Annotated in this window: 25 protein-coding genes and 1 pseudogene; 13 read left to right on the forward strand and 13 right to left on the reverse strand. The window is 72.6% G+C overall.

Features of this window, described 5'->3' with window-relative positions; genetic code table 11:
- Positions 1–23: 23 nt before the first annotated feature.
- Positions 24–2,333, reverse strand: coding sequence for an ABC transporter permease (locus F7Q99_RS04870; RefSeq protein WP_153460214.1), 2,310 nt, complete (start codon positions 2,331–2,333; stop codon positions 24–26).
- Complete coding sequence (locus F7Q99_RS04875; RefSeq protein ID WP_153460215.1) at positions 2,330–3,055, reverse strand: ABC transporter ATP-binding protein; 726 nt, start codon at positions 3,053–3,055, stop codon at positions 2,330–2,332. Before F7Q99_RS04875 ends, F7Q99_RS04870 begins: the two co-directional genes overlap by 4 nt.
- Before the next feature lie 118 nt (positions 3,056–3,173).
- Between F7Q99_RS04875 and F7Q99_RS04880 the strand changes: the two genes are divergently transcribed.
- The 3 genes from F7Q99_RS04880 to F7Q99_RS04890 all read left to right on the forward strand — a co-directional run bounded on the left by F7Q99_RS04880 (position 3,174) and on the right by F7Q99_RS04890 (position 5,431).
- The gene (locus F7Q99_RS04880; protein ID WP_326846276.1) at positions 3,174–4,031 is read left to right on the forward strand and encodes a sensor histidine kinase; all 858 of its coding nucleotides are present in this window, start codon (positions 3,174–3,176) and stop codon (positions 4,029–4,031) included.
- Positions 4,028–4,741, forward strand: coding sequence for a response regulator (locus F7Q99_RS04885; RefSeq protein WP_407697743.1), 714 nt, complete (start codon positions 4,028–4,030; stop codon positions 4,739–4,741). Before F7Q99_RS04880 ends, F7Q99_RS04885 begins: the two co-directional genes overlap by 4 nt.
- 105 nt (positions 4,742–4,846) lie before the next feature.
- Positions 4,847–5,431: an NUDIX hydrolase gene (locus tag F7Q99_RS04890; protein WP_153460216.1), complete on the forward strand. Its 585-nt coding sequence runs from the start codon at positions 4,847–4,849 to the stop codon at positions 5,429–5,431.
- A gap of 69 nt (positions 5,432–5,500) precedes the next feature.
- Here F7Q99_RS04890 and F7Q99_RS04895 read toward each other — a convergent pair whose 3' ends face one another.
- Both F7Q99_RS04895 and F7Q99_RS04900 read right to left on the reverse strand, forming a co-directional pair.
- Positions 5,501–7,963, reverse strand: a complete 2,463-nt coding sequence (locus F7Q99_RS04895; RefSeq protein ID WP_326846277.1) for a Tex family protein — start codon at positions 7,961–7,963, stop codon at positions 5,501–5,503.
- A 119-nt stretch (positions 7,964–8,082) separates the two neighbouring features.
- A complete protein-coding gene (locus F7Q99_RS04900) occupies positions 8,083–8,697 on the reverse strand; it encodes a hypothetical protein (protein ID WP_153460218.1) in 615 nt (204 codons plus the stop codon).
- A gap of 75 nt (positions 8,698–8,772) precedes the next feature.
- Here F7Q99_RS04900 and F7Q99_RS04905 point away from each other — a divergent pair, with 75 nt between their 5' ends.
- A complete protein-coding gene (locus tag F7Q99_RS04905; protein WP_230210156.1) occupies positions 8,773–9,672 on the forward strand; it encodes an aminoglycoside phosphotransferase family protein in 900 nt (299 codons plus the stop codon).
- Between the two features lie 13 nt (positions 9,673–9,685).
- On the opposite strand, the gene F7Q99_RS04910 is transcribed toward F7Q99_RS04905, so the two are convergent.
- Positions 9,686–10,618 carry a LysR family transcriptional regulator gene (locus tag F7Q99_RS04910; RefSeq protein ID WP_153460219.1) on the reverse strand — a complete coding sequence of 311 codons (933 nt, stop codon included), beginning with the start codon at positions 10,616–10,618 and terminating at the stop codon, positions 9,686–9,688.
- A gap of 148 nt (positions 10,619–10,766) precedes the next feature.
- Between F7Q99_RS04910 and F7Q99_RS04915 the strand changes: the two genes are divergently transcribed.
- The gene (locus F7Q99_RS04915; RefSeq protein ID WP_230210157.1) at positions 10,767–11,813 is read left to right on the forward strand and encodes a YncE family protein; all 1,047 of its coding nucleotides are present in this window, start codon (positions 10,767–10,769) and stop codon (positions 11,811–11,813) included.
- A 9-nt stretch (positions 11,814–11,822) separates the two neighbouring features.
- Here F7Q99_RS04915 and F7Q99_RS04920 read toward each other — a convergent pair whose 3' ends face one another.
- Positions 11,823–12,212 carry an ATP-binding protein gene (locus F7Q99_RS04920; protein WP_153460220.1) on the reverse strand — a complete coding sequence of 130 codons (390 nt, stop codon included), beginning with the start codon at positions 12,210–12,212 and terminating at the stop codon, positions 11,823–11,825.
- Between the two features lie 170 nt (positions 12,213–12,382).
- Here F7Q99_RS04920 and F7Q99_RS04925 point away from each other — a divergent pair, with 170 nt between their 5' ends.
- From F7Q99_RS04925 to F7Q99_RS04940, 4 genes are all read left to right on the forward strand, one after another.
- Positions 12,383–13,429 carry a Scr1 family TA system antitoxin-like transcriptional regulator gene (locus F7Q99_RS04925; protein WP_195910991.1) on the forward strand — a complete coding sequence of 349 codons (1,047 nt, stop codon included), beginning with the start codon at positions 12,383–12,385 and terminating at the stop codon, positions 13,427–13,429.
- A gap of 118 nt (positions 13,430–13,547) precedes the next feature.
- Positions 13,548–14,282, forward strand: a complete 735-nt coding sequence (locus F7Q99_RS04930) for a tyrosine-protein phosphatase (RefSeq protein WP_153460222.1) — start codon at positions 13,548–13,550, stop codon at positions 14,280–14,282.
- A gap of 202 nt (positions 14,283–14,484) precedes the next feature.
- Positions 14,485–14,823, forward strand: coding sequence for a hypothetical protein (locus F7Q99_RS04935; protein ID WP_153460223.1), 339 nt, complete (start codon positions 14,485–14,487; stop codon positions 14,821–14,823).
- Entirely contained in the window at positions 14,820–15,155 is a 336-nt protein-coding gene (locus F7Q99_RS04940) for a hypothetical protein (protein WP_153460224.1), read from the forward strand. The genes F7Q99_RS04935 and F7Q99_RS04940 overlap by 4 nt, the downstream gene beginning before the upstream one ends.
- Before the next feature lie 35 nt (positions 15,156–15,190).
- Here the strand turns inward: F7Q99_RS04940 and F7Q99_RS04945 are convergent, their stop codons facing one another.
- Positions 15,191–16,099, reverse strand: coding sequence for a pentapeptide repeat-containing protein (locus tag F7Q99_RS04945; RefSeq protein ID WP_326846278.1), 909 nt, complete (start codon positions 16,097–16,099; stop codon positions 15,191–15,193).
- Positions 16,100–16,230: 131 nt separating this feature from the next.
- Here F7Q99_RS04945 and F7Q99_RS04950 point away from each other — a divergent pair, with 131 nt between their 5' ends.
- Positions 16,231–16,872 carry a GNAT family N-acetyltransferase gene (locus tag F7Q99_RS04950; protein ID WP_153460226.1) on the forward strand — a complete coding sequence of 214 codons (642 nt, stop codon included), beginning with the start codon at positions 16,231–16,233 and terminating at the stop codon, positions 16,870–16,872.
- Here the strand turns inward: F7Q99_RS04950 and F7Q99_RS04955 are convergent, their stop codons facing one another.
- Complete coding sequence (locus F7Q99_RS04955) at positions 16,873–17,661, reverse strand: SGNH/GDSL hydrolase family protein (protein ID WP_407697744.1); 789 nt, start codon at positions 17,659–17,661, stop codon at positions 16,873–16,875.
- 174 nt (positions 17,662–17,835) lie between these two features.
- Positions 17,836–18,204, reverse strand: a pseudogene (locus F7Q99_RS04960) (winged helix-turn-helix transcriptional regulator); the annotation flags it as partial.
- Between the two features lie 98 nt (positions 18,205–18,302).
- Here F7Q99_RS04960 and F7Q99_RS04965 point away from each other — a divergent pair.
- Both F7Q99_RS04965 and F7Q99_RS04970 read left to right on the forward strand, forming a co-directional pair.
- Positions 18,303–19,517, forward strand: a complete 1,215-nt coding sequence (locus tag F7Q99_RS04965) for a pyridoxal phosphate-dependent aminotransferase (RefSeq protein WP_153460228.1) — start codon at positions 18,303–18,305, stop codon at positions 19,515–19,517.
- Positions 19,518–19,535: 18 nt separating this feature from the next.
- Positions 19,536–19,868, forward strand: a complete 333-nt coding sequence (locus F7Q99_RS04970; RefSeq protein WP_153460229.1) for a YnfA family protein — start codon at positions 19,536–19,538, stop codon at positions 19,866–19,868.
- A 60-nt stretch (positions 19,869–19,928) separates the two neighbouring features.
- Here the strand turns inward: F7Q99_RS04970 and F7Q99_RS04975 are convergent, their stop codons facing one another.
- The 3 genes from F7Q99_RS04975 to F7Q99_RS04985 all read right to left on the reverse strand — a co-directional run bounded on the left by F7Q99_RS04975 (position 19,929) and on the right by F7Q99_RS04985 (position 22,554).
- Positions 19,929–21,593 carry a purple acid phosphatase family protein gene (locus F7Q99_RS04975; protein WP_153460230.1) on the reverse strand — a complete coding sequence of 555 codons (1,665 nt, stop codon included), beginning with the start codon at positions 21,591–21,593 and terminating at the stop codon, positions 19,929–19,931.
- 199 nt (positions 21,594–21,792) lie between these two features.
- On the reverse strand, positions 21,793–22,047 hold the full coding sequence (locus tag F7Q99_RS04980) for a hypothetical protein (RefSeq protein WP_153460231.1): 255 nt from the start codon (positions 22,045–22,047) through the stop codon (positions 21,793–21,795).
- 102 nt (positions 22,048–22,149) lie between these two features.
- The gene (locus F7Q99_RS04985; RefSeq protein WP_153460232.1) at positions 22,150–22,554 is read right to left on the reverse strand and encodes a (2Fe-2S) ferredoxin domain-containing protein; all 405 of its coding nucleotides are present in this window, start codon (positions 22,552–22,554) and stop codon (positions 22,150–22,152) included.
- Between the two features lie 155 nt (positions 22,555–22,709).
- On the opposite strand from F7Q99_RS04985, the gene lepB reads away from it, so the two are divergent.
- The gene (gene lepB, locus F7Q99_RS04990; RefSeq protein WP_195910992.1) at positions 22,710–23,381 is read left to right on the forward strand and encodes a signal peptidase I; all 672 of its coding nucleotides are present in this window, start codon (positions 22,710–22,712) and stop codon (positions 23,379–23,381) included.
- Positions 23,382–23,388: 7 nt separating this feature from the next.
- Here the strand turns inward: lepB and F7Q99_RS04995 are convergent, their stop codons facing one another.
- The gene (locus tag F7Q99_RS04995; protein WP_153460234.1) at positions 23,389–25,044 is read right to left on the reverse strand and encodes an FAD-binding dehydrogenase; all 1,656 of its coding nucleotides are present in this window, start codon (positions 25,042–25,044) and stop codon (positions 23,389–23,391) included.
- Between the last annotated feature and the right edge of the window lie 191 nt (positions 25,045–25,235).

The following is a 25,235-nucleotide window of genomic DNA, read 5'->3' on the forward strand; positions in this document are numbered from 1 at the left end:
GGCATCACGGAAGACGTTTGCGGCTACTCGTTGTGCAGCACCTCGGCGATCGGCAGCCGGGCCGCCGAGCGGGCCGGGACGAGCGCGCCGAGGACCGCGATCGCGACGCCCGCGAAGGCGAGGCCGGTCAGCACGGGGGCGCGCCAGACGTCGATCATCTCCTCCGGGAACGCGATGATGCCGACGTTCTCGACGATCAGCCGATGAGCGACGATCCCGACCGGAATCCCGACGGCCCCGCTGACCACCCCCTGCCAGGCCACCGACACCACCGTCATCGCGACCACCTGGCGCGGGGTCATGCCGATCGACTTCAGCATGCCGAGCTCCCGGCGGCGCTCCCGGACGGTGAGCAGCACGGTGTTGAGGACGCCGAGCGCGGCGACCACCGACAGCAGCACGGTGAAGATCGTGCTGAAGGAGATGACCGCCGCTTCGGCGGCGGGCAGGTCCACGGTGCGCACCGAGACGTCGAGGCTCGGGTCGCCGTCCCGGACCGCCTTCACGTAGGCCTCCGGGTCGGCGCCGTCGGCGAGCCGGACGTCGTATTCCACGACGTGCGGGTCCGGGGTGAGCTCGGCCAGGGTCGCCGCGTTGGATGCCACCGCCCGCGGATTGCCCTGGAGCTGCTCGCCGACGATGGTGACGGGCAGGTGCCGGCCCTCCAGGTCCAGGGTGATCCGGTCGCCGAGCCGGAGGCCGCGCCGGTCGAGGAAGGCCGGTCCGACGACGACCTCGTTCGGCCCGGTCGCGGGCCGGCCCTTGACGACCCGGAGCGGCCCGGTGATCTCGTCGCCGCCGTAGAAGTCGGCGAAGACGGGCTGGGTGAAGCCGACCAGGCCGACCTGGAGGAGTCCGCGCGCGGTCACCTGCCGGGCGCCGGGGGCGGAGCGCAGCAGGGCGTCGGTCCGGGCCGGAGTCTGCTCCGCCTCGGTGTGGCGGCCGGTGAAGTGGGCTGTCTGGACGGAGACGTGGGTGCTGCGGCCGTTCTCTTCCGGATCGATCGTCGCGATCATGGTGCTGCTCAGGCCGGTGGTCAGGGTCACCGTGACCACGCCCAGCATGATGGCCGCCATGGTGAGGGCGGAGCGCGCCGGGCGTGCGAAGGGCTGGCCGAGGCCGAGGCTGACCGCCCGCGGCAGCCGGGTGCCGCCGAGCCGGCGCTGGATCCGCAGCCCGCGCCCGGTCCGCGGCGCGCTGCCCGCCGAGATCGCCTGGGCGGCGGAGAGGCGGTGGGCGCGCGACGCCGGGATCACCGCGGCGACGGCGACCAGCAGCGGTACCGCGACCACGGTGACGGCCGGCAGCCACGCGGCCGGTTCGACGGCGGCGGTGCCCGTCATGATTCCGGAGAACGCGACGCCGAGGATCGGCGAGGCGAGCGCCCAGCCGGCCGCCGTGCCGAGGAGGCTGCCGGCGATCGCGGGCACCGAGACCATCGCCACGTACACCACGACCACCTGGCGCGGGGTGAAGCCGATCGACTTGAGGACGCCGATGTGACGGTAGCCGGAGACCACCGCGCCGCTGACGACGTTGCCGACGATCAGGGCGGCGACGACCAGGCCGAGCACACCGAAGACCGTCATGAACGGCAGGAAGGCGTCGGCGCCCGCGGAGAACGCCTGCTTGAGGACGAGGTAGGACTGCGAGCTGGTGAGCGCGTCCTTCGGCAGCCCCTCGGTGGCCGTGCTCAGGGCCGCCGTGAGCTGCTGCCCCGTCGAGGAGGCCGTGAAGCGGTACAGCATCTGCGCGCCGGTGGGGTGCAGGGCCGCCGCCTGCTCGGGGGTGACCCAGCCGCCCGCGGACTGGCTCATGCTGGTGGCGAAGCCGACGACGGTGAGCGTCAGGCCGCCGCTGGTGGTGGTCGTCCGGCCCAGCAGCTCGTCCGGGTGGCCCCGGAAGGGCTGCTGGACGACGACCTCGCCGGGCGCGGTGGCCCAGCGTCCCGCCAGCAGCTCGACCTGGTCCACCGGGCCCTTCGGATCGGCCCGGCCGACCAGGTTCAGCGGGCCCGGCGGGCTGCCGAGCCAGTCGGTGGGGATCTCGACGACGGCCTGGGCGAACGGCCCGGCGGCCGCCTCCACGCCCGGCCGGTGGGCGGTGGCGGCCAGCTGCTCCGCCGGGGCCTTCGTGGTGTCGAAGGCAGCGACGACGTGTGCCCCGCGCTGCGCGGCGAAGGCCTCGTCGAACGGCGCCCGGGCGGCGCTGATCACCGCCAGCGCGAGCAGCACGGTCGTCGTGGTGCAGAACACGACCAGGCCGATCACGAAGGTCTGGAGCCTGCGGCGCTTCACCGCGGCGCGCGAAGCGCGCCACACCGCGCCGGTCATGACGCGGACTCCAGCGAGCGCTCGCGCGCCACCCGGCCGTCCGCGACCTCGACCAGTCGGCTGGCGCAGCGGGTGGCCAGCTGCGGGTCGTGGGTGACGATCAGCAGGGTCTGCCCGATCTGGTTGAGGTCGATCAGCAGGTCCATCACCTGCTCCCCCGAACGGCTGTCCAGCGCGCCGGTCGGCTCGTCCGCGAGCAGCAGCGCCGGGCGGTTCATCAGCGCCCGGGCGACGGCCACCCGCTGGCGCTCGCCGCCGCTCAGCGCGGCCGGGTAGGTGTCCTTGCGGTGGGCGACTCCGAGTTCGTCCAGCAGCTCCAGGGCACGGCGGCGCGCCTGCTTGGCCGTGGTGCCGGTCAGTTGGGCGGCCAGGGCGACGTTGTCGAGGGCCGGGAGGTCGTCGATGAGGTTGAAGAACTGGAAGATCATGCCGATGTGGCGGCGCCGGAACAGCGCCAGCCCGGTCTCGTTCAGCTGCCCGAGGTCCTGGCCGTGCACGCGGACGGTGCCCGCCGTCGGCCGGTCCAGCCCGGCGACCATGTTCAGCAGGGTGGACTTGCCGCACCCGGAGGGGCCCATCACGGCGACCGCCTCGCCCGCCCGGATCGTCAGGTCGACCCCGTCCAGCGCCATGGCGTCGCCGTACTCCTTGCGTACCCCGGACAGCTCGACGACGACCTGCGCGTCGCGGGGCCCGGTGGTCCCGTCGTGATCGTTGTTCATGGACGACGACGGTAGGAGCGGCGGGGTACGGGCCGCGTCCCACCCCGGGTGTAGTCGTCGGCGGCCGTAGTACCGGGGATGTACGCGAGCGGCACCCCCGGATGATGTGGATCACGCCGTGAGCTGGGAGGCTGACGGCGTGTGGGGAACCGAATGGGGCTGGGCGGCACCGGCCGCAGCGTGCGCGGCCGTCGGCTGGCTGAGCCTCGCGCTCGCCCGGGCGCGGCGGCTCTACCGGGCGGCCGTCGGGGAGCGCGGCTGGCTGCTGGAACGCGAGCGGGAGAGCGCCGCGCGCACCGCCGTCGACGCCGAACGGGCACGCATCGCGGCCGAGTTGCACGACATCGTCAGCCACAACGTGAGCGTCATGGTGGTGCAGGCCGGCGCCGCGCGCGAGGTCCTCGCCACCATGCCCGAGGAGGCGGCGGCCGCCATGGTCGCCGTCGAGGCCGCCGGGCGGGACGCGATGACCGAACTGCGGCACCTGCTCGGCCTGCTCGCCCCCGCCGCGGACGGCTCCGAGGAGCCGGACGAGGCCGAGTTCGCGCCGCAGCCCAGCCTGACCCGGCTCAGTCCGCTCATCGACCGGTTCGCCTTCGCCGGCCTCCCGGTGGAGGTCCGCGTCTCCGGTGACCCGCGCCCGCTGCCCGGCGGTGTCGACGTGACGGCGTGCCGGATCATCCAGGAGGCGCTCACCAACGCGCTCAAGCACGGGGACGGGGGGACGGCGGAGGTGACCGTGCGGTACGCGGACCACTACCTGCGGGTGGAGGTGCTCAACAGCGGGCCGAGCGTGCTCTCCGGCGCCGCGGGCGCTCGTGAAGGAAAGACGGACGCACGGAAGGCGGACGGCGCCGGGCGCGGGCTCATCGGCCTGCGCGAGCGCGTCGCCGTGTACGGCGGCGACCTCGACGCCCGGCGCCGGCTCGGCGGCGGCTACCGGGTCCGCGCGCGCATCCCGCTGGACCGGCCGTGACGGGGGCTCCCGAGACGGGCGTGGAGCGGCGCCCGCGCGTGGTGATCGCCGACGACCAGGAGCTCGTCCGCACCGGCTTCCGCATGATCCTCACGGCGCGCGGTATCGACGTCGTCGCCGAGGCCGCCGACGGCGCCGAGGCGGTGGCGGCGGCGGTCGCGCACCGGCCCGACGTCGTGCTCCTCGACATCCGGATGCCCGGCATGGACGGTCTGGAGGCCGCCCGGCGGATCCTCGCCCGGGCCCCCGGGTGCCGGGTCATCATGCTCACCACCTTCGACCTCGACCACTACGTGTACGCCGCCCTCGCGGCCGGGGCCAGCGGCTTCCTCCTCAAGGACGTCACCTCCGCCCATCTCGCCGCCGCCGTCCGCCTCGTGGACACCGGCGACGCCCTCCTCGCCCCCTCCATCACCCGACGCCTCGTCGAACGCTGCGCCGCCGACAACCCCCGTCCCGCCCCCGGCACCCCGGCCCTCCACCGCGACCTCGCCCGGCTCACCCCGCGCGAGCTGGAGGTGCTCACCCTGATGGGCCGAGGCCTCTCGAACGGCGAGCTGGCGGGCGAACTGACGCTCAGCGAGTCGACGGTGAAGACGCACGTGGCACGGATCTTCGCCAAGCTCGATCTGCGCGACCGGGCGCAGGCCGTGGTCCTCGCGTACGAGACCGGCCTCGTCGCACCGGGCGGAGGTGCACCCCCGCCGTGATCGAGGTTCGGAGCAGGCATCACCGACGATATTCAGCTCGGGAGTTGGCTGTCCGCTTCCATCCCGTCGCCCCCGCCGCTTCCCGGTCGGCACTACGATCACCGGATGACCGATACCACGGACCGGACCGCCTCCTCCGCCAGAGCCGCCGAACTGGCGGCACGCTTCCCGGCGTTGCACGCGCCGCAGTACTGGGCCTGGGGGAGGTACGACGCGCAGTTCTCGACCGAGCTGCCGGCGGACGAGCTGGTGACCAACATCCACCTGGTGGGCTTCTCGGCGGGCGCGGTGGTGCTCTGCCGGGACGAGCGGGACCACTGGTTCCTGCCCGGCGGCACGCGCGAGCGGGACGAGAGCGTCGCCGCCTGCCTGGAGCGGGAGTTGAAGGAGGAGGCGGGCGCCCGGCTGCTCGGGGAGCCGGGCTGGCTGGGCGCGCACCGGTGCCGGACGAACGACCCGACGCCGTACCGGCCGTGGCAGCCGCACCCGGAGAAGGCCTGGCTGTGGGGCTGGGCGGAGGTGGCGGTGGACTCGGTGCCGACCAATCCGGCGGACGGCGAGCAGGTCGTCGAGGTGCGGGCGGTGCCGGTGGGCGAGGCGCAGCGGCTGCTGGTGGCGTCGCACGACGCATGGTGGGGCGAGCTGGTGGGGCTGGCGGTGGAGCTGCGCCGCCGGGCGGGGCTCGGCTGAGCGCAGGCACACGTACGGCGGGGCCGGCGGACGGAAGATCCACCGGCCCCGCCGTACATGTGCGTGCTGTCAGCGCCGCCCGGAGCGCCGGTCCTCGCGCCCGCCCTGGCCACCGGACCCGCCACCGGCCAGGCCCGCCCGGCGCAGCGCGTCCGCCATGGCGCTGTTCGCGAGCGGGGCGTCGCCGCCGGAGCCGCCCTGGCCGCGCCGGTCCGGGCCGCGGCGGTCCTGACGCGGCGGCCGGGCCTGCCGGTCACCGCGGTCGCCCCGGTCCCCGCCACGGCCCCGGTCCCCGCCGCGGTCGCGGCCGGGCTCGTCGTCCAGCCGCAGGGTCAGCCCGATCCGCTTGCGCGGCACGTCCACCGAGGTGACCCGGACCGTGACGATGTCGCCGGGCTTGACCACCTCGCGCGGGTCCTTGACGAAGTTCCTCGACAGCGCCGAGACGTGCACCAGCCCGTCCTGGTGGACGCCCACGTCGACGAAGGCGCCGAACGCGGCGACGTTGGTGACGACGCCCTCCAGCACCATGCCCACCACCAGGTCGCCGATGGTGTCGACGCCCTCCTTGAAGGTCGCGGTGCGGAACGCCGGGCGCGGGTCGCGGCCGGGCTTGTCGAGCTCGCCGAGGATGTCGGTGACGGTCGGGATGCCGAAGGTGTCGTCGGCGAAGTCCGCCGGGCGCAGGGCGCGCAGCCGCTCGCTGTTGCCGATCAGTTCGCGCAGCTCCCCGCCGGTCGCGGTGAGGATCCGGCGCACCACCGGGTACGCCTCGGGGTGCACGCTGGAGGCGTCCAGCGGGTCGTCGCCGCCGGGGATGCGCAGGAAGCCCGCGCACTGCTCGAAGGCCTTCGGGCCGAGCCGGGCGACGTCCTTGAGCTGCTTGCGGGTGCGGAACGGTCCGTTGGCGTCGCGGTGGGCGACGATGTTGTCGGCGAGCGTGGCGGTGACGCCGGAGACCCGGGTGAGCAGCGGCGCGGAGGCGGTGTTGACGTCCACGCCGACGGCGTTGACGCAGTCCTCGACGACGGCGTCCAGCGAGCGGGAGAGCTTCACCTCGCTGAGGTCGTGCTGGTACTGGCCGACGCCGATCGACTTGGGGTCGATCTTGACGAGCTCGGCCAGCGGGTCCTGGAGGCGGCGGGCGATGGAGACCGCGCCGCGGATGGACACGTCCAGGTCGGGCAGTTCCTGGGAGGCGAACGCGGAGGCCGAGTAGACGGAGGCGCCGGCCTCGCTGACCATCGCCTTGGTGAGCTTCAGCTCCGGGTGGCGCCCCAGCAGGTCCTCGGCGAGCTTGTCGGTCTCGCGGGAGGCGGTGCCGTTGCCGATCGCGACCAGGTCGACGCCGTGCTTCTTCGCCAGCGCGGCCAGGGTGTTGAGGGCGGCGTCCCACTTGTTGGCGGGCTGGTGCGGGTAGATCGTGTCGTACGCGACGACCTTGCCAGTGGCGTCCACGACGGCCACCTTCACGCCGGTGCGGAAGCCCGGGTCCAGGCCCATGGTGGCGCGGGTGCCGGCCGGGGCAGCGAGCAGCAGGTCTCGCAGGTTGGCGGCGAAGACGCGCACCGCCTCCTCCTCGGCCTCGGCGCGCAGCCGGGCGCGCAGGTCGATGCCGAGCCGGACCAGGATGCGGGTGCGCCAGGCCCAGCGGACGGTGTCGCCGAGCCACTTGTCGGCCGGGCGGCCGTGGTCGGCGATACCGAAGCGGGCGGCGATGCGCTGCTCGTAGTCGCCGGCGCCGGGCAGGTCGCCCCTGGCGTCGCCGGTCTCGTCACCGTCCAGCGGGGACAGTTCGAGGTCCAGCACCTCCTCCTTCTCGCCGCGCAGCATCGCCAGGATGCGGTGCGAGGGGAGCTTGGTGTAGGGCTCGGCGAAGTCGAAGTAGTCGGCGAACTTGGCGCCGTCCTGCTCCTTGCCCTCCCGCACCTTGGCGACCAGCCGGCCGCGGGTCCACATCCGCTCGCGCAGCGAGCCGACCAGGTCGGCGTCCTCGCCGAAGCGCTCGGTCAGGATCGCGCGGGCGCCCTCCAGGGCCGCGGCCCGGTCGGCGACGGCCTCGTTGAGGTACTGGCCGGCGAGCGCGGTCGGGTCCTGGGTGGGGTCGGCGAGCAGGGTGTCCGCCAGCGGCTCCAGCCCGGCCTCGCGGGCGATCTGCGCCTTGGTGCGCCGCTTCGGCTTGAACGGCAGGTAGATGTCCTCCAGGCGGGCCTTGGAGTCGGCCGCCAGGATCTGCGCGCGCAGCGCGTCGTCCAGCCTGCCCTGGGCCTCGATCGACTCCAGGACGGCGGTGCGGCGCTCCTCCAGCTCGCGCAGGTAGCGAAGCCGCTCCTCCAGGGTGCGCAGCTGGGCGTCGTCGAGGGAGCCGGTGGCCTCCTTGCGGTAGCGGGCCACGAACGGGACGGTGGAGCCGCCGTCGAGCAGGTCGACGGCCGCCTTCACCTGCCCTTCGCGGACGCCCAGTTCCTCGGCGATCTTCCGCTCGATCGCCTGTTGGGCCTGCTGGGCCGCCTGATCGACTGGCGTGGTCACGAAGCCGGTCACCTTCTCCTTCAGTGCGTTCGCCGTACGTCCTGCATTCTGGCAGGTGCCGGCGACGGCCCCCGGTCGAACCCGGGACGGCCGGGCGTGGCGGGCGGCTGCGGGCGGGGTCAGTCCTCGGTGAGCGGGTTCATCGGGTGGCCGTCGTCGGCGAGGTCGACCATCCCGCCCGGGCCGTCACTGGACACCTGGATGCGGTTCGGGCCGACCCACGTGGCCTTGGCGTAGGTGCCCGGCCGGCCGACGAAGGCGATCTCCCAGCGGCGGGCGGTGAGGCCCGAGCCCTCGTCGACGTACACCCACTCCACGGAGTTGAGCGACCAGCCCTGTTCCTGGACCACGAGCCGGCGGTCCGGCCGGCCGGGTGCCGTCTCGATGTGGGTGGTGGCGGGGTCGTCCAGGAAGATCCAGAGCGGCACCGTGAGCGCCGCCGCCAGCATCACGCAGACGCCCAGCACCACGCGGAGCCAGAGCCACCAGCGGAGGTTGAACAGCACGGCGAGGAGGCAGGGCAGGGCGAGGGTGAAGAACAGCAGTGGTCGGTCGAGCCATTCGCGCAGGAGGAGGAAGCCGCCGGAGCGCGCGTTGTACTGGCCGATCGCGGCCAGAAGTGCCAGGACGGCCAGGGCGCCGAGTCCGGCGCGCAGGAACCGGCGCTCGACGTCCGTCCGGTCGTCGGGTCTCGGCCCGGCCTGCTCGGCCCTGGCCCCCCGTGTGATCATCATCTGCGCAGCCTAGTAGTTCCGGCAGTTGGGGAAACCTGCTGATAGCCGCCCGGACGGCGCTGTACGCTGCCGGGCATGTGCGCTGCCGCCCGGATGCACCCCGACGAACCGGACATCGACGCGGCCCTGGTGCGGCGGTTGCTCTCCGCCCAGTTCCCGCAGTGGGTCGGCCTGCCGGTCCAGCCGGTCGCCTCCACCGGGACGGACAACGCGATGTTCCGCCTCGGCCCGGACCTCGCCGTCCGCCTCCCCAGGGTCGGCTGGGCCGCGGAGGGTGTCGGGCGCGAGCAGTACTGGCTGCCGCGGCTCGCCCCGCGGTTACCGCAACCGATCCCCGCACCCATCGCGCTCGGCCGGCCCGCCGCCGGCTACCCGTGGGAGTGGTCGGTGGTCCGCTGGCTGGACGGCGTCAATCCGGCCGTCGGCGTGCTCGCCGCACCTGACCGACTCGCCCGCGACCTGGCCGGGTTCATCACCGCGCTGCGCTCCGTCGACCCCACCGGCGGCCCGTCCGCCTCCCGCGGCGTCCCGCTCGCCGCCCGCGACGGCGCCACCCGGGCAGCCCTCGCCCGACTCGCCGGGACGATCGACACCGAGGCCGCAACCGCCCTGTGGGACAAGGCACTTCGCCTCCCCGACTACGCCGGCCCGCCCACCTGGATGCACGGCGACCTCTCTCCGGGCAACCTCCTCGTCACCGGCGCCGGCCACCTCGGCGCGGTCATCGACTTCGGCCTGATGGGCGTCGGCGACCCCACCGTCGACCTGATCGCCGCCTGGACCCTCCTCCCGGCCTCCGCCCGCCCCGCCTTCCGTGCCGCCCTCGACGCCGACGACGCCATGTGGGCGCGCGCCCGCGCCTGCGCCCTGTCCATGGCGCTCGTCGTGATCCCGTACTACCGCCACACCAACCCGCGCCTCGCCACCGACGCCCGCCATGTCGTCCGCGAGGTCCTGGCCGACCGCAGCGCCTGAGCCGTCCTCACCGCTACGGCGCCTCGCCGCCCCGGGAGTCGCCGTTCCCCGCGGCTCCCCACGTGGTCTGGACCGCTTCGGCGAGGCGATCGCGAAACCAACGGTGGCCCGGGTCGGCCGCGTTGCGCGGGTGCCAGGCCATGCCGAGGTCGAGCGGGGGCAGGTCGAGGGGGATGGGGAAGGTGCGCAGCCCGAGTGCGGTGATGGTGTCGGGGAGCCAGTCGGCCAGGCTCAGCGCGACGAAGTCGGTGTCCCGGGCCAGCATCATCGCGCTCGTGTGGCTGGGGACGACGACCGCGATGCGGCGCCGCAGCCCGTGCTCGGCGAGCGCGGCGTCGATGGGTCCGAGGCGCTTGCCGAGCCGGGAGATGCCGATGTGGTCGACGGCGGCGAAGCCGCGGGCGTCGATCCGCCGGTCGAAGAGCGGGTGGCCGCTGCGGGCGACGCCGACCAGTGGCACCCGGGCGAGCGGGCGGGTCCGGATCTCGGGGTCCAGGTGCCCGAGGACGCCGAGTTCGACGTCCACCCACCCCTGCCGCAGCGCGGGGCCGCCCTCGATCGCCTCCGGCAGGAAGACCACGTCCACGTGCGGCGCCTCGGCGTGGATCCGCTCGGTGAGGGTGCCGGCCAGCCCCACCAGGAGCAGGTCGGTGGCCTGCACGGTGAAGGTGCGCTGGAGGTGGACTGCGTCGAAACCGGCGCCCGGCCGCAGGACGTTGTCACAGCCGCGCAGCAACGCGCTCACCTCCTCGCGGAGTTCGACGGCGCGCGGGGTCGGGACCATCCCCTGGCCGGCGCGCACCAGCAGGGGGTCTCCGACGGCACGGCGGAGCCGGGCCAGGGTTCGGCTGACCGCCGCGGGCGAGGAGCCGAGCCGCTCGGCGGCGCGTGTCACGCTGTTCTCCTGGAGCAGGGCGTCCAGCACGCGCAGCAGGTTGAGGTCCATACTCGTACTCCCTGACCTTTATTTTTCCATCTCCGTCAACTATTGCGTGCCAATCCTTGCATTGTCGCGGGGGTGTGCCGGCGCCGAGAGTGGAGTTGTCCGCCGCGGAACACGCGCGGCCTCCCGACTCTTCGCTCAAGGAGCCCCTGTGCAGCAGTCCCCCCGTGCCGGCCGAGCAGGCGACGTCCTCGCCGTCGTCAGCCAGAGCGGCCCGACGGTCTCGTTCTTCGACGCCGCCTCCGACCAGCAGGTCGGTTCGGTCGAAATCCTCGCCGAGCCCCACGAGTTGTGCTTCGACCCGACGCAGCGGCTGCTGTGGTGCACCACCTCGTACCACGCCGGCTACTACCACGCGAACAGCGGCCGCCGCACCGAGCTGACCGTCATCGACCCGGACACCCGCCGCATCGTCGAGGTCGTCGACCTCGCCCCGGAGCACGGCCCGCACGGGCTGGCGCTCGACGAGGCACGCGGCCTCCTCTACGTGAGCGTGGAGGGCTCGGCGGACCGGCCCGGCGGCGTCGTGGTGGTCGACACCCGGACCCGCCGCCCGATCGGCCGGATCGACACCGACGCTCCCGGCCCGCACTGGTTCGCCATCGACCCGGCGGGGCGGATCGGGTACGCCACCAACAAGGAGGCGCCGTTCGTCTCGGTCGTCGACCTCGGCCGGGGCATCCTCACCGCGAAGGTCGAGGTGCCGGGCAGCGAGGGGCTCGCCGTCGCCGCCGACGGCACCGCCTTCGTCGCATCCCCCTACAACAGCACCTATGCCGACACCGAGCAGCCGCCCCCCGGGATCCGCGTCATCGACGGCCGGACGGCGTCCGTCATCGACACCCTGCCGACGGACAACGTCATCATGCCCGTGCACCTGACCTCGACGGGCAAGCTGCTGGCGGGCGAGGTGCGCACGACCCCCGACCCGGAGTCCCGCCTCGGCCGCCAGGCCCCCGGACAGCTCACGGTCTTCGACGCCGCCACCCGCAAGCAGCTGGGCCAACTCGACGTCGGACTCTTTCCGTTGACCATCACGTCCTCCCCCGACGGCCGGCTCGCCTACGTCTCGAACGTCGTCTCGTCCACCGTCGACGTCGTCGACCTGGAGACGATGCAGCGCCTGGCCTGCCTCGACATCCCCAAGCTCGCCGAACCCGGCGCCCACGGCCTGGCCTACATCCCGCGCCCGGCCTGACGGACTGGGTCAGCCAGGCGGAGCCAGGTGGGCCCACAGCCCGCCGCCGTCGAGGTCACGGCCCCAGGACGCGGAGAGCTCCCGCACGATGCCCGACACCGGGCTGTCCGGCCGATCGCGGCCGGACAGCCCTGTGTCGGTGACCTCGATCCAGAGGCCGGTGGGAGCCGAGTGCTCGAACAGCACGTCGATGAGGTGGTGTTCGGGAGCCTGCGACGTCAGCACGGCAGCCGCCACCAGCTCGGTGACGATCAACTCACCGTCGGAGGCGTAGTGTTCACCGTCCTTGAGCTCGGAGAGGAACCCCCTGAGCACGATGCGGGCGGCCGCCGCCGAGGAGGGGTGGCGCGGCAGCGCGCAAAGCTGGTCGGTGGGAGTTCTGTCAAGCGATTCGGGCATGACTGCGCCACTTTCTGATGCATAAGGACTTCCGCGCGCGGACAGACCGCTTCGTGCACTCACTAGTGCGATTGCGCGATGAGTTTCATGATGAAGCATCGGTGATCCAGCTACTGGTGACGAGACATCAGCTGGTTCCAGGGAACGTCCTGACACAGGGGGCCTGCGCCTTGACCCGCAAGAAGTCCACGAACCCGAACCTGCGATCGAGCGCAGCCTCCGTGTTCGGCGCCGTGCTGCGCCGCCTGCGGGAGTCGAAGGGTGTCTCCCAAGGTCAGCTCGCGATCCTCATCCCGTGCAGCCGCCCCCACATCTCCCGCATCGAGGCCGGCACGCGCAACCCGCAGGAGGACTTCGTCCTCGCCGCGGACCGACTGCTGGAGACGGGCGGCCAGTTGATGGATCTCTGGAAGGAGATCGACTGGTACGCACGGGTGGAACACCCGGACTGGTTCCGGCGCTACGCCGGCTATGAGGACAAGGCTTCGACCATCGGCGAATTCCAGGTCGCTCACATCTCGGGACTGCTCCAGACGGAAGCTTATGCGCGCGTCCTGCTGGGATCAGGTGATGCGGCGGGCAATCCCGAACTAATCGAGGAGCGCGTGGCTTCCCGACTTGCGCGCCAGCACCGGATCACGGCTCCGGATGGCCCGCTCTTCATGGTTGTGCATTCCGAGGCCGCCATCCGCTTGCTGATCGGAGGCCCCGAAGTGATGTACGAACAGCTCGGCCACCTCCTGGCGGTGGGTCGACTGCCCAATGTCGTTATCCAGATCGCGCCGTTCAGCCTCGGCGAACGCGTCCCGTTCGACACCATCGTTTCACTGATCACGTCCCCTGACGGCCGGACCAGGGTCTACTCCGAAAGCCTGGACCAGGGGCACTTCATCGAAGATCCCAGGGAAGTCCAACGCAAGCAGCGGGCCTATGATCTGCTCCAAGCGGAGGCGCTGTCTCCCCGCGAGAGCGCCGATCTGATCCGCAGCGTCAGGGAAGGACTTCTCAACATGATCCCCACCAAAGCTGATGCTTCGTGGCGCAAGTCCAGCTACAGCGGCAACAACGGCGGGAACTGCATCGAGGTGGCCACCGCCAGCCCCGGGCGACTCGTCCGCGACTCCAAGGACCCCGACGGACCCACGCTCGGGTTCACCCCGACCGCCTGGCAGTCCTTCGTCGACGCCGTCCGCGCCGACGAATTTCCCTCCTCCTGAGCGAGGGCCGACCGCATTCCGTGCGGCCGGCCCTCGGTGCGATCCGCTACCAGGTCAGAGTCCACCCGAGTCCACCGCTTTCGGTGTGGTCGGATGCCGGCCTGGCTAGAGTGCCGGGATGACAACACGTCACCTCGTCTTCGACCGGCTGCACAACTTCCGCGATCTGGGCGGCTACCCCGCCATCGGCGGACGGACCGTGCGCCGGGGCCTGCTCTACCGCTCCGACTCGCTCGGCAAGCTCACCTCCCCCGCCGACATCGCCCGGCTCCGGGACCTCCGCGTCCGGACCGTGATCGACCTGCGCTACCCCTGGGAGATCGAGGCCAAGGGCCGGGTGCCCGACCTCGACGGCCTCGACTACCACAACCTCTCCATCGAGCACCGGCCTTACGACCAAGCCGAGATCGACCCCGACCTCGACCCCTGGCGCTACCTCGCCGACCGCTTCGCCGAGGTCGCCGAGGACGGGGTGAAGGAGATCCGCCAGGTCCTGGACGTGATCACCGCAGCCGACGAACCGCTCGTCTTCCACTGTGCCTCCGGCAAGGACCGCACCGGCCTCATCGCCGCCCTCGTCCTCACCCTCCTCGGCGTCTGCGAGGACGACATCGCCGCCGACTTCGCCCTCACCGAGTTCGCCACCCCGCACTTCGTCGCCGAATGGCACGCCGCGCACCCCGGCCGCACCCTCCGCTGGCCCGGCTACGGCCGCGCCCCCGAGACCGTCATCCGCCTCGCCCTCTCCGACCTCGCCACCCGCTACGGCTCCGTCGAGGGCTACATCACCGGCACCCTCGGCGTCGACCGCGACCAGATCGCCGCCCTGCGGGCCCGCCTGCTCACAACCTGACCCCACCCGCAAGGCCAGGCCAGGCATCGGCGTTGGCACAGGACTCGTAGCAATAGCGCGTCAGGCGGTCCACTCCTCGCCGATGGCCCGCTCGCAGCGGGTTGCCGGGTGCGGGGCCACGGACCGGCGCCGGGCGGCTACCGTTAGGAGCACAGGGCCCGGCCTGGCGCCGGGGAAGCCGACGGAGAAGGGGTTGGTGGGAATGACCGCCCAGCCCGCCGAACACGGGCACGGTGAGGTCCACCTGGACCTGCCGCCGATGAACACGGTGCAGGAATTGCGGGCCGCGCTGCGGGCAGGCCATGGCTACCCCGGCGACGCGGAGCGCCTGGACGCCGAGCTCGCCGAGCAGCTGCTGCGCCGAGTGCCGGTCGACCAGCTCGACCAGGTCGGGGAGGTCGGCACGGTGGTCGACCTCGTCGCGGTCGCCGAGATCGTCGCCGCCTACCGGGGCCGGGTGCTGCTCGCCGCCGACCGCGAGGCGGCCGACGCCGTGAACGAGGCCGTGGCTGACCTGCTGGCCCGGCAGGACGCCGAGTGAACGACCCGCGCGACGGGGACGACCCCAGCGACACGGCGGTCGTGGTCGTCACCGACCGCGCCGCCCAGCGGGCCAAGGAACTCGGCGTCACCGAGGCCCTGGAGGCGCTGCGCACCGAACTCGAACACCGGCCCCGGCTCGGCCGCCACATCCGCACGGTCACCGAAGGCGGGCAAGAGGTCGAGGCCTACTCCACCCGTATCGAGGGCAGCCCGGCGGCCGACCGCCCAGCCGTCAACGTGGTGCACGCCTACGCCCCCGCACCACCGTGGCCCCCGACCGTGCGTATCGCCGCCGTCGTCCCCGAGGACCCGCTCCACCGCCAGCCGTGAACGGCAGCGGGGCGGGCACTGGTGCCCGCCCCGACCTACCGCCGGCGCGGCCGGCCGGAACGGCCGCCGCTGCCCTGCGGCCTGGCCCCGCCACGCGGCTTGCGCGGGACGGTGACCACGGGGGCGCCGACCGTCTCCGGCCAGTGGGCGGGCCGGACCAGGCCGGCCGGTAGGCGGGTGCCGGCGTCGCCGCGGGCGGCGTTGAGCTGAGCCTGGGTGAGGAACAGGGCGTCCGTCAGGTCGGCGCCCGCTAGGTTGGCATCGCGCAGGTCCGCGCCGATGAGGTCGGCGAGGCGCAGATCGGCACCGCTCAGGTCGGCGGCGACGAGCAACGCCCCGCGCAGGTTGGCTCCGCGCAGGTCGGCACCCCGCAGGCGGGCCCCGAACAGATCGGCCCCCCGGTGCTCGCGACGCCGGGGCACAGCGGCGCGGACGAGTTCGCTCGCCCGCAGCAGCAGGTCGCTGACGCGCTGCCGGTGGGCCGGGATGTCGACGGCCAGGATCTCCTCCGGGGTGCCACCGGCGAGCCGGTCGGTCTCCTCCAGGGCCTGCCCGAGCTCGGCGTTCAACGGCCCTGCCGGTTCAAGGGTCAGCGCCTCGGTGAGGTACGACAGCAGCTCGTGCAGCTGCCGGACGATCGTGAACACGTCGAACATCTGCCGCGCGCTGCCCGGCTCGTCCCGCCAGCTGCGCCCGCCGTAGACGACCTGCGAGACCCGCTGTCCGGCGCCGAAGCAGTCGTAGACGGTGCAGCCCTGGAAGCCCTTGTCCCGAAGTCGCTCGTGGATGCCGCACGTGAAGTCGGTCTGCAGGTTCCGGCACGGGGTACCCGCGGCCTTCTCGACGGCGAAGTCGGCGCCGGCCGCGAACGGGAGGGCGACGCAGCAGAGCCCGAAGCAGCTCGTGCAGTCGGAGCGGAGTTCGGTCGGGAGCGAGCCGCTCACGAGTTGTGGTCCTTCCGGCAGAAGCGCAGCGAATCAAACCCTTAGCCTACTGCGCCCCTGGCCACGCACCAGCCACCGGTTGTAAGGTGTCCAGCGCCAGTTCATCTATTACGAACGCACGGGGGTAGACGATGCAGGAGACCGGAGAGCTCGTCCGGGAGTGGATCTCAGGATGGGTCGTCTCGCGCGGCGCGGCCGACCCCACACCCGAGCCGTGGGGGTGGAGCATCGACGTCGGGGCACCGACCGGCGAGGTGGCGCGGCATGTACTGCCCGAGCCGGTCGAGAGCGACGTGCGGAAGATCGCCGAGGCGACGACCGCACCCGGCACGTGGCTGAAGGCGTTCGCCGAGGCCGACACCGTCCGCCCCTGGCTGGGGCCCGAGTGGCGACTGGACATCCCGGGCTTCCTGATGAGCCTCCCGCTGAACGACACGGAACGGCCCGAGCCGCCGACCGGCTACACCGTGACCACCTGGACCCGCGGCGGAGTCGTCCGCGCACTGGTTCGCACCGACGACGGCCACCTCGCCGCACGCGGGCAGGCGGGCCTGGCCGGCGCGGTCGTCGTGCCGGACCAGATCGTGACGGCGCCCGAGCACCGCCGCCGAGGGCTCGGCAGCGTCGTGATGCGCACGCTCCAGCACGCCGCGCGCGAGGCCGGAGCCGAGAAGGCCGTCCTGGTCGGCAGCCCGGCGGGCCGTGAGCTCTACACCGCGCTCGGCTGGACGATGCACACGCCGATGGCGAGCCTCGTCCTCGAAGCGACGTGATCAGCGGTAGGGCAGCAGCTCCGCCCGCTTGGGCGGCCGCCCGTCGCCGGAGGAGCGGCCGGTGAGGCGGCGGCCGATCCACGGGCCGAGGTGGGTGCCGAGCCAGCGGGCGTCGGCGCGGAGCCGTTCGGCGCGGCCGCGCGGGGCGGCGGGCGGCAGCGGGGCGCGCCAGTCGAAGGCGGCGGGGCGGCCGAGGGCTTCCAGGACGGCGGCTGCGACCCGGCGGTGGCCTTCGGGCGAGAGGTGAAGGCGGTCCTCGGCCCAGAGCCGTCGGTCGTCGAAGCAGGGCGCGGAGAAGAGATCGACGACGGCGATGCCGTCGTCCTGGCCGAGCTCGTGCACGAAGGACTTCATCCGCAGGATGGTGGGGAGCAGCCGGGCGCTGCCGGCGAGCCGGCGGGTGGGGTCGGTGCTGGTGAACATGACGACGGTGGCGCCCGTGGCGCGCAGTTCGGTGGCGCAGCGACCGAGCAGCCGCTCGACCTCGGCGATGTCGCAGCCGGGGCGCAGCACGTCGTTGAGGCCACCGGCGAGGGTGACGAGGTCGGCGCCCATCCCGGCCGCGACGGCGAGCTGTTCGTCGTGGATCTGGCCGATGAGCTTGCCGCGGACTGCGAGGTTGGCGTACCGGAAGCCGTCGTCGGAGGGCTCGCCGGTCAGCTCGTCGGCGAGGGCGGAGGCGACCCGGTCGGCCCAGCCGCGGAACTGGCCGTCGGGCAGCACGTCGTCGCACATGCCCTCGGTGAAGGAGTCCCCGATGGCGACGTAACTGCGGTACGTGGTGGGCACGGGCTCTCTCCGCTCTCCTCCGACTGCTCCGTGGCCCGATGATCGTACGCGTGCCCGGATCACGGAACGGCCCGGCCCCCACCGCTCGTTGCGTACCGAGCGCCCCCCTGTGCCCGGCTAGCCCACGACGACCGCCGCATCCGCCGTCTCCGCCACCTGGTCCACCGCGTCCGCCACCAGCGCGGACGTGACCCAGTGCTCCCGGACGGCGTCGGTCGGCCGCTGCTCGCCGAGCGCGGGCAGCCCCCACTCCCCCAGCGCCTCGATCACCCGGCGCAGTTCGCGGCCGCGCTCGGTGAGCTCGTAGACGGTGGCGTTGGCCGGCCGTTCGAGGCGCCGGCGCAGGACCAGGCCGTCGCTCTCCAGCTGCTTGAGCCGGGCGGCGAGGATGTCGGTGGAGACGCCGGGCAGGTCGGCGTGCAGGTCGGTGTAGCGGCGCGGGCCGCGCAGGAGTTCACGGACGATCAGGAGGCTCCAGCGCTCCCCCACCGCGTCCAGGGCGCGGGCGACGGCGCAGTACTGGTCGTAGCTTCGGCGTGACATGTGGATCAGCATAGCCAAAAGGTTGGACTTTCCAAGTCCTTACTTGGTAGAACAAAGTGGCAGCAACCAAGCGGGTGGTGACGGTCGGGAGGCCGCAGATGGAGTTTCGGCAGTCCAGCAAGCTGAGTGACGTGTGCTACGAGATCCGGGGCCCGGTGGTCGACCAGGCCAACGCGCTGGAGGAGGCCGGGCACAGCGTGCTGCGGCTGAACACCGGCAACCCGGCGACGTTCGGCTTCGAGGCGCCGGAGGAGATCGTCCAGGACATCATCCGCAACCTCCCCAAGGCGCACGGCTACAGCGACTCGCGCGGCATCCTGCCGGCCCGGCGCGCGGTGGTGCAGTACTACCAGCAGCGCGGGGTCGAGGGCGTCGGCGTCGGCGACGTGTACCTCGGCAACGGCGTCTCCGAGCTGATCCAGATGGCCGTCACCGCGCTCGTCGACGACGGCGACGAGGTGCTGATCCCGATGCCGGACTACCCGCTGTGGACGGCCGTCGTCCGGCTGGCCGGCGGCAAGGCCGTCCACTACCTCTGCGACGAGCAGGCCGAGTGGTACCCGGACCTCGACGACATCGCCGCCAAGATCACCGCCCGCACCAAGGCGATCGTCGTCATCAACCCCAACAACCCCACCGGCGCGGTCTATCCGAAGGAACTACTGGAGGGCATCCTCGACCTCGCCCGCCGGCACCACCTGATGGTCCTGGCCGACGAGATCTACGACAAGATCCTCTACGACGACACCGAGCACCACTGCCTGGCCGCGCTCGCCGACGACGTGCTCACCCTCACCTTCAACGGCCTCTCCAAGGCCTACCGGGTGGCCGGCTTCCGCAGCGGCTGGCTGGTCGTCTCCGGGCCCAAGCAGCACGCGTCCGACTACCTGGAGGGCCTGACCATGCTCTCCGGCATGCGGCTGTGCCCCAACGTGCCCGCGCAGTACGCCGTCCAGGCCGCACTCGGCGGTCACCAGTCCATCAACGACCTCGTGCTGCCCGGCGGCCGGCTCGTCGAGCAGCGGGACGTCGCCTTCAAGGCGCTCAACGAGATCCCCGGCGTCAGCTGCGTCAAGCCCAAGGGCGCGCTGTACGCCTTCGCCAAGCTCGACCCGGCGGTGCACCGGATCGTCGACGACGAGCAGTTCGTGCTGGACCTGCTGCTCCGCGAGAAGATCCACGTCGTCCAGGGCACCGGCTTCAACTGGCCGCGCCCGGACCACTTCCGCTTCGTCACCCTGCCGCGGGCCGACGACCTGGAGACGGCGATCAACCGGATCGGGCGCTTCCTCGCGACGTACCGGCAGACCTGAGCGCCTACGCTCTCGACCATGACCGTCCTCCGCTCCGTCGCCCTGTTCGCCCTCGCCGCGCTCGCCGAGATCGGCGGCTGCTGGCTGATCTGGCAGAGCATGCGCGAGCAACGGCCGTGGTGGCTGGCCGGCGTGGGCGTGGTGGTGCTCGGCGGGTACGGGTTCGTCGCCGCGCTCCAGCCGGACGGCCACTTCGGCCGGGTGCTCGCCGCGTACGGCGGGGTGTTCGTGGCCGGCTCGCTGCTGTGGGGCATCGCCGTGGACGGCTTCCGGCCGACCCGCTACGACGTGGTCGGCGCGCTGATCTGCCTGGCCGGGGTCGCCGTCATCATGTACGGGCCCCGGCGCTGAGGCCTGCCCCCAGCAGGGGAACGTTTCCTCAACGCCGGGGCCCGTCACGCCGGTCGAGGGTTACCAGCCCCAGCCGCCGCCCTCGCCGTCGTCGTCGGAGTTCGAGTCCCAGCCCTCGCCGACCGTCCGCACGATCGTGTAGTTGTCGATCTGCTGGCCCTTCTCGGTCAGCGCGGTGACCTTCATCGACGACTTCTGGCCCAGGTGGCCCGGGGTGACGTCGACCTTGATGAAGGAGTAGCCGGTGTAGCGGACCCGCGACCACTGGATGGTCTCGGGCACCTTCACCCGACCCTTGCCGAAGTAGTACGTCTTCACCTCGTCGAGGTGGTTCTCGTGCCCCTCGTAGGTGTCCGGCACGTCGAACTTGTAGAGGCTGCGGCCGGCCGCACCCGCCGTCACGTACACCACGCCGTCCTTGGCGGGCTCGATGGTGGCGCCGCTCGGCACCTGCTTCGAGACCTTGTTGCCGAGGATCGCGTCGGTGCGCTCGTAGATGTGGTTGTGGCCGTTGATGACCAGGTCCACCCGGTACTTCTCGAAGAGCGGCACCCAGGCCTCGCGGACACCGCCCTCGGAGGCGTGCGCGACGGTGGTGGAGAAGGCGCAGTGGTGGAAGAAGACCACGATGAAGTCGATGGTTTCGTCGCTGCGGAAGTCCTTGAGGGTGCGGGCCAGCCACTTGGTCTGCTTGCCGGCCGAGATGCCCAGGTTGACCGGGATCTCGTAGGAGACGTCGTTGGCGTCCAGCGAGATGACGCCGACGTTCTTGTAGCGGAAGCTGTAGACGCCCGGGACGGTGCGCGGGTCCGGGCCGTTGTCCGGCAGGAAGAAGCGGGTGTTGTCGCCGCCGTACCCGTTGTGCGAGTACCAGGCCTCCATGTCGTGGTTGCCGTAGGAGACCATCCACGGCACCTTGGCGGCGACCGACTCGGTCTGCACCAGGAACGCGTCCCACGTCCTGGCGTCGAACCTGGCCCGGTCCGGGTCGGTGCCGGAGCCCATCGGGTCGGCGTAGCAGATGTCGCCCGCGTGCAGGTGGAACGACGGGTTCTGGGCCAGGATGACGTTGTCGTTGGCCTTGGCGTCGTCGCTGACACCCTGGTCGCCGAAGGCGGTGAAGGTGAACGGCTCGTACGCCTTGCCCCAGCGGTGGTCGCGCGAGGGCGCGGTGCGGAAGGTGCTCAGGGTGGAGATCTGCTGCTGCGAGGCCGGGTCGAAGCCCTCGTGGCCGACACCGTAGTAGTAGGTGGTGTCGGGGTGCAGGTCCTCCAGCGCCACGTGCAGGTAGTACTGGTCCACCGGCTGGCCGCCGGGGACGAGCGCGGGGGTGTGCAGGGCGCGGACCTCGGCCTCGATCTTGTGGCCGAGCTCCCACGGGTGCTTGCCGAAGCGCAGGAACGGCTTCTTCACCGGAACCGGCACCTGCCACGAGATCCGGAACTGGGTGTCCGGCTCCGGGCCGAACTGCAGGTGACGCCCGACCGGCGCGACGACCGCACCGTCGATGCCGTCCGTCGTACCGGTCAGCAGCTGCGGCGTGGCCGGCGCCGCGAACGCGGTGCCGCTGCCCACCGCACCGCCGACCGCCAGCGCGCCGACGGTGACGGCACCGGCGCGCAGCATCCGCCGCCGGGAGAAGCGAGCCCGCAGGTACTCGTGCTGCTCGGCCATGCTCATGCGTTCGGCGAGCTTGGCCGGTACGCCCATGTGAGGGATATCCATGCGCGGGACTCTTCCAGCGGCCGGTTGACCGCGCACGGACATTCGGTGAACGAGCGGTAGCGCGCCGCCTATTCGAACGCCAATGTTCGATCAAGAAACGGCAAAGAGCATGTCCACGCCCGCCCCGACGCCGGATCATCGACCCTTCCGACCAAGCAGTCTGATCGGGCGTCGGCTATCCGGCGGGGCGGCCCGTCCTTCAGGCGGACGGCTCGTCCCAGTGTGTGGCGGCGCGGTTGCCGGTGCCGTCGCAGGTGCGGCAGATCTCGTCGCGGTAGGCGTGCTTGGCCCCGGTGGCGTCGACGCGGTAGCGGACGTAGACGCCCGTACCGTCGCAGAGGAAGCAGTTGCCGCCGCCCCCGCCGACCTCGGTGGTGCCGGTGCCCTGGCAGGTGCGGCAGCTGAGGCCGGCGGTCCGGCCGGTGCCCGCGCAGATGCGGCAGACCGTGGTCATCGTCTTCCTCCCTGGCGGATCCGCTCGAAGCCACCGGCCATGGTAGTCCGGCCGGTTGACCCAGGGTGAGTCCCGCCGCCGAACGGACCGCCGCGGGCGGCGTCAGTCCGGAAGGCCCTCGCGGATCCGGCGCGAGACGGAGATCTCCTGGAGGTCGAGCAGGCCCGGCGGGTCGGCGAGGCCGGGGCCGCCGGCGTGCACCCAGGCGGCGATCTCGTCGACCATGTCGTCGGCCAGCACCCAGCCGAGCCAGACCGGACGGCCCCCGGCCGCCCGTCCGGCACCGGAGGGGCCGACCACGACCACGTTCGAATGCGTGCACGCGTCCAGGCACTTGACGGCCCGAACCCGGCCCGCCGTACCGACCGCAGCGCGCAGCCGCTCGTACTGCCCGGCGTGGTCCACGCCCGGGTGCTTCTCCTCCGTGCCGCAGCAGCAGCCGCGGCAGACCGTGACGGTCACCGGGGAGGCTGCGGCCTGCGGGCGGTCGCGGTCTCGGCGGCTCATGGGTTCGGCTTCTCCTCCAGGTCAGGGGCATGCTCGGCACCGGCAGCGTACCCGGCCGGGTCCGGGCCCCTGCCGGGTGCCACCGGCCTGCCCGGGATCCACGGGAATCCCTTAGGATGCGCACGACTTCGCGCGGCTCGAACGGGGGGACGGACATGAAGAAGCGCCGGATGCGGCTGGTGTGGACGTGGATCGCGGTCGCCGTGGCTGGACTTGTGATGTCGGGCCTCGGACTGGCGGTGGTCCTCACCGGCTACTCGCTCCACGCGGCGCAGAGCCAGGCGATGTCGCCGACGGTGGAGCCCGGCGACGTCCTCCTCACCGACCGGGTGGACGCCTCGGACGTGCGTCGTGGCGAGGTCTACGTCGTCGACTCCCCGTGGACGATGGACGGCCTGGTCTTCGAGCGGGTCATGGCCCTCGGCGGGGACCGGATCGCCTGTCAGGGCGGGAGGCTCACGCTGAACGGGCAGCCGCCGGACGAGCCGGCCGAGCGGCAGAAGGACTCCTGCCGGATCGACTTCGACGTCACCGTCCAGCCCGGACGGGCCTTCCTCATGGGCGACTTCCGCGCCGACGCGTTCGGCTCCCGGTACCACAACGACGACGACCACCAGGGCACCGTCGACCTCGCGAAGGTCCACGAGCGGGTGATCTGGCACAGCGGCACCGACACGCCACCCCTCCCGGGCAAGCTGGTCGGCGCGATCGTGCTGCTCCTCGTCGGGCCGCTGCTGCTCGTCGTCGGGAAGATCGCCGCCGTCATCACCACCGCCACATCGGGGCGCCACGAGCGACCGGATGCCCCTGCCGCCGCACAGAGTTGACATATCGTCAGGCTGTTGCCTCCGCCGCCGCGCGGCCGGCCGTGCGTCCGGAGAAGAGGCAGCCGCCGAGGAAGGTGCCCTCCAGGGAGCGGTAGCCGTGGACGCCGCCGCCGCCGAACCCGGCCGCCTCGCCCGCCGCGTACACGCCGGGCAGCACCTCGCCGTCGGGACGCAGGACGCGGGCGGCGAGGTCGGTCTCCAGGCCGCCGAGCGACTTGCGGGTGAGGATGTTGAGCCGGACGGCGATCAGCGGGGCGGCGGCCGGGTCGAGGATGCGGTGCGGGGCGGCGGTGCGGACGAGCTTGTCGCCGAGGTAGCGGCGGGCGCCGTGGATGGCGGTGACCTGGAGGTCCTTGGCGAAGGGGTTGGCCAGCTGACGGTCCCGGGCCTCGACGGTGCGGCGCAGCTCGTCCGGGTCGATCAGCGCCTCGCGGGTCTTCGCGTTCATGCCGCGGGCAAGGTCGGCGAGGTTGCTCGCGACGACGAAGTCGGGCCCGTGCCGCAGGTGACCCTTGACCGGCCCGGGGGCACCGGGCAGGGCGCGGCGCAGCACGCCGCGCACGGACCGGCCGGTGAGGTCTGGGTTCTGCTCGGAGCCGGAGAGGGTGAACTCCTTCTCGATGATGCGCCGGTTGAGAACGAACCAGGTGTGGCCGTGTCCGGTGGCCATGATGTGGTCCAGCGTGCCGAGGGTGTCGAAGCCGGGGAACAGCGGGACGGGCAGCCGGCGGCCGGTGGCGTCCAGCCAGAGCGAGGACGGGCCGGGCAGGATGCGGATACCGTGCCGGGCCCAGATCGGGTCCCAGTTTTCGATGCCCTCGGTGTAGTGCCACATCCGGTCACCGTTGATCAGGCTGGCCCCGGCCGCGCCCGCGACGTCCAGCATCAGGCCGTCGACGTGTGCGGGCACGCCGGAGAGCATCCGGGCGGGCGGGCTGCCGAGCCGGGCGGGCCAGGCCTTGCGGACGAGTTCGTGGTTGCCGCCGATGCCGCCTGAGGTGACGATCACGGCCTGGGCGCGCAGTTCGAACCGGCCGGCGACCTCGCGCGAGCTGGCCTCGCCGCGGGCCGCCGTGCTGGGCACCAGCACTTCACCGGTGACGGTGTCGGTGACGCCCGCGGTGGCGGCCAGTCCGGTGACCCGGTATCGGAACCGCAGGTCGACCAGGCCCCGCGCGGCGGCGGCCCGGACCCGGCGGACGAAGGGTTCGAGCAGCCCGGGCCCGGTGCCCCAGGTGATGTGGAAGCGCGGCACCGAGTTGCCGGGCCCGTCGGCGAGCAGGCCGCCGCGCTCGGCCCAGCCGACGACGGGGAAGAAGCGCACGCCCATGCCGCGCAGCCAGGAGCGCTTCTCGCCGGCCGCGAAGTCGACGTAGGCCTCGGCCCAGCGGCGCGGCCAGGCGTCCTCGGGCCGGTCGAAGCCGGCGGTGCCCAGCCAGTCCTGCCAGGCGAGGGCGTGCGAGTCGCGGATCCGCATCCGGCGCTGCTCGGGCGAGTCGACGAGGAACAGGCCGCCGAAGGACCAGTGCGCCTGGCCGCCGAACGAGGCCGCGGGCTCCTGGTCGAGCAGGATCACCTTCCGTCCGGCGTCGGCGAGTTCGGCGGTCGCGGTGAGGCCGGCGAGCCCCGCTCCGATGACGATGACGTCGGCGTCCAGGGCCATGCGCAGTCCTCCGTCGCAGCGGGGCGGACGGCGCGCGGGGTGGACGCCGTCACTGTGCGCCCGATACTGCGGCCTGCGGTGACGTCCGGTCAACCGGCGAGTAACAACCAGTGGCGGCAATTCCGCTCCACTGCGTTGCGGAAATACCTTCGATACGCAGTGGAGCGTAATTCGAAATACCCGGACGGCGG

Origin of the sequence: Streptomyces kaniharaensis (assembly GCF_009569385.1) — a bacterium.
GTDB classification, from domain to species: domain Bacteria; phylum Actinomycetota; class Actinomycetes; order Streptomycetales; family Streptomycetaceae; genus Kitasatospora; species Kitasatospora kaniharaensis.

Coding starts and splice junctions, on each gene's coding strand:
- F7Q99_RS04870 (WP_153460214.1), bottom strand. CDS start 2,333: ATGACCGGCGCGGTGTGGCGCGCTTCGCGCGCCGCGGTGAAGCGCCGC.
- F7Q99_RS04875 (WP_153460215.1), bottom strand. CDS start 3,055: ATGAACAACGATCACGACGGGACCACCGGGCCCCGCGACGCGCAGGTC.
- F7Q99_RS04890 (WP_153460216.1), top strand. CDS start 4,847: ATGACCGATACCACGGACCGGACCGCCTCCTCCGCCAGAGCCGCCGAA.
- F7Q99_RS04900 (WP_153460218.1), bottom strand. CDS start 8,697: ATGATGATCACACGGGGGGCCAGGGCCGAGCAGGCCGGGCCGAGACCC.
- F7Q99_RS04905 (WP_230210156.1), top strand. CDS start 8,773: ATGTGCGCTGCCGCCCGGATGCACCCCGACGAACCGGACATCGACGCG.
- F7Q99_RS04910 (WP_153460219.1), bottom strand. CDS start 10,618: ATGGACCTCAACCTGCTGCGCGTGCTGGACGCCCTGCTCCAGGAGAAC.
- F7Q99_RS04920 (WP_153460220.1), bottom strand. CDS start 12,212: ATGCCCGAATCGCTTGACAGAACTCCCACCGACCAGCTTTGCGCGCTG.
- F7Q99_RS04930 (WP_153460222.1), top strand. CDS start 13,548: ATGACAACACGTCACCTCGTCTTCGACCGGCTGCACAACTTCCGCGAT.
- F7Q99_RS04935 (WP_153460223.1), top strand. CDS start 14,485: ATGACCGCCCAGCCCGCCGAACACGGGCACGGTGAGGTCCACCTGGAC.
- F7Q99_RS04950 (WP_153460226.1), top strand. CDS start 16,231: ATGCAGGAGACCGGAGAGCTCGTCCGGGAGTGGATCTCAGGATGGGTC.
- F7Q99_RS04965 (WP_153460228.1), top strand. CDS start 18,303: ATGGAGTTTCGGCAGTCCAGCAAGCTGAGTGACGTGTGCTACGAGATC.
- F7Q99_RS04970 (WP_153460229.1), top strand. CDS start 19,536: ATGACCGTCCTCCGCTCCGTCGCCCTGTTCGCCCTCGCCGCGCTCGCC.
- F7Q99_RS04975 (WP_153460230.1), bottom strand. CDS start 21,593: ATGGATATCCCTCACATGGGCGTACCGGCCAAGCTCGCCGAACGCATG.
- F7Q99_RS04980 (WP_153460231.1), bottom strand. CDS start 22,047: ATGACCACGGTCTGCCGCATCTGCGCGGGCACCGGCCGGACCGCCGGC.
- F7Q99_RS04985 (WP_153460232.1), bottom strand. CDS start 22,554: ATGAGCCGCCGAGACCGCGACCGCCCGCAGGCCGCAGCCTCCCCGGTG.
- lepB (WP_195910992.1), top strand. CDS start 22,710: ATGAAGAAGCGCCGGATGCGGCTGGTGTGGACGTGGATCGCGGTCGCC.
- F7Q99_RS04995 (WP_153460234.1), bottom strand. CDS start 25,044: ATGGCCCTGGACGCCGACGTCATCGTCATCGGAGCGGGGCTCGCCGGC.